At 65.2% G+C, this 1,994-nt stretch carries 4 protein-coding genes; all 4 read right to left on the bottom strand.

Going from position 1 to position 1,994, the window contains the following annotated elements:
* Window positions 1-122, bottom strand: a 122-nt coding sequence (locus MOV75_RS36135) for a Maf family protein (RefSeq protein ID WP_247007757.1), incomplete at its 3' end; no start/stop codon positions are given.
* 228 nt (window positions 123-350) lie between these two features.
* Window positions 351-818, bottom strand: coding sequence for a low molecular weight phosphatase family protein (locus MOV75_RS36130; RefSeq protein ID WP_246932327.1), 468 nt, complete (start codon window positions 816-818; stop codon window positions 351-353).
* A gap of 6 nt (window positions 819-824) precedes the next feature.
* Window positions 825-1,322 carry a UPF0262 family protein gene (locus tag MOV75_RS36125; protein ID WP_246932325.1) on the bottom strand — a complete coding sequence of 166 codons (498 nt, stop codon included), beginning with the start codon at window positions 1,320-1,322 and terminating at the stop codon, window positions 825-827.
* A partial coding sequence (gene hisD, locus MOV75_RS36120) for a histidinol dehydrogenase (protein ID WP_247007756.1) occupies window positions 1,319-1,994 on the bottom strand: 676 nt, incomplete at its 5' end. The genes hisD and MOV75_RS36125, both read right to left, overlap by 4 nt.

Raw genomic sequence — 1,994 nt, 5'->3', positions numbered from 1 at the left:
CGCCTCGGCGTCTCGTCGACGTCGGCCGGCCGGAGCGCGTCCGGCTCGATGCCGGCCTGGTTGAGCAGCGACAGGCGCCGCGGCGAACCGGAGGCAAGTACGAATTTGGGGCGGCCAAGCATCAGGTGATTTGGGGGATGAAGCGGGGTGAATTGCGCGCGGAACCTATCGGAAGGGGGCTGATTTCACAACCCGGGAACCCCAGGTTTGGTGATTCGAGGTTTCCGACATGGCTGTGCCCACAGTCTGTGACGCAGGTGTTACGGGAGGCCTCGCGACGAGCTCGCTGTCACCTCTCCCGCAGGCGGGAGAGGGAGCGCACCACGGTCGCGTGATGACTTCGGAGATCATCAACCTGATGCCGCGCCGACCTTTGCAAAACGCCGGCGGATGCGCAGCAGCAGCTGATCGCAGACCTCTCGATAGGCCGCGAGCTTCTGGTCGCGGCTGCCCTCGATGGTGGTGGGATCCTGCGTTGGCCAGTATTCGACGTCGGCCGCGAGTGTCCGCGTCAGCTCCAGCGCCTTGTGGTGCGCCTCGGGCGAGAGCGTGATGATGAGGTCGAAATTCAGCCCCTCCCAGTCCTCCAGCTCCTCGAAGGTCTGCGGCTTGTGGGCGGAAATGTCCTGGCCGAGCTCGGCCATCACGGACACCGCAAACGGATCGAGCTCGCCGCGCCTCGCGCCGGCCGACTTCACGTAGAGACCTTGCGGAAACATGTGCTGCAACAGGCTCTCGGCCATCGGCGAGCGCACGCTGTTCATCGCACAGGCGAACAGCACCGATTGCGGATCGCGTGCGCGTGGGGGCGCAGCCATCCGCGCTTACCCCTTCCAATGAAGGACAGTTATGAGCGTGAACAGCCGGCGCGAGGTCTCGAAATCGACCCGCACCTTGCCCTTCAGCCGCTCCTGCAACGTGCGCGATCCCTCGTCATGGATGCCGCGACGGCCCATGTCGATGGCCTCGATCTTGTCGGGGGTCGCGGTGCGGATCGCCTGGTAGTAGCTGTCGCAGATCATGAAATAATCCTTCACGATCCGCCGGAACGGCGTCAGCGACAACAGATGCGCAACGACGGGCGTGCCGTCCTCGCGGCGGATGTCGAACATCAGGCGGTTGCCGGTGATGCCGATATGCAGCGTGAACGGGCCCTGCGCCTCGGCGCCGTCGGGCGCGAACAGGTTCTGCTCGATCAGGTCGTAGATCGCGATTGCGCGCTCGTGCTCGATATCAGGCCCGGAACGGCCGATCGATTCTTCGTCGAGCGTGACGCCGACGATGCGATTGGTCGAGTCGTCCTGTTCGGGCGGCTTTGTCATGACAGATTGAGACGCAATCCAATCGAACGCGAATGGGCATCGAGCCCCTCCGCCTTGCCGAGCGTCATCGCGGCTGGACCCAGCGCACGCAGCTGATCCGGGCCGCATTTCAGGATGGAGGTGCGCTTCATGAAGTCGTGCACCGAAAGCCCTGAGGAGAATCGCGCCGAGCGCGCCGTCGGCAACACGTGGTTGGAGCCACCGACATAATCACCGATCGCCTCCGGCGTATGCGGCCCGAGGAACACCGCGCCGGCATTGCGGATCTTCGCCGCGAGCGCGTCGGGATCAACGGTCATGATCTCGAGATGCTCGGCGGCGATGGCGTCCGCGAGCGGGATGGCGTCGCCCAACTTCTTCACCATGATGACCGCGCCGAAATCGGCCCACGACGCGCTGGCGATCGCGGCGCGCGGCAGCGTCTTCAACTGCGCTTCCACCGCCTTTTCGACGTCGGCGGCAAGGCGTGCCGAGTCCGTGATCAGGATCGACTGCGCGCTGGCATCGTGCTCGGCCTGCGCGAGGAGATCGGCGGCGATCCAGTCGGCGTTGCCGGTGTCGTCGGCGATCACGAGCACTTCGGACGGGCCGGCGATCATGTCGATGCCGACTTTGCCGAACACCAGCCGCTTGGCGGCGGCGACGTAGGCGTTGCCGGGGCCGACGATCTTT

Source organism: Bradyrhizobium sp. PRIMUS42 (assembly GCF_023006515.1).
GTDB lineage: Bacteria > Pseudomonadota > Alphaproteobacteria > Rhizobiales > Xanthobacteraceae > Bradyrhizobium.
This window is presented reverse-complemented; position numbering and strand designations above follow the sequence as displayed.

What these genes read in the sequence shown, in the direction of transcription:
- MOV75_RS36125 (WP_246932325.1), bottom strand. Translation starts at nt 1,322, where the DNA reads ATGACAAAGCCGCCCGAACAGGACGACTCGACCAATCGCATCGTCGGC.
- MOV75_RS36130 (WP_246932327.1), bottom strand. Translation starts at nt 818, where the DNA reads ATGGCTGCGCCCCCACGCGCACGCGATCCGCAATCGGTGCTGTTCGCC.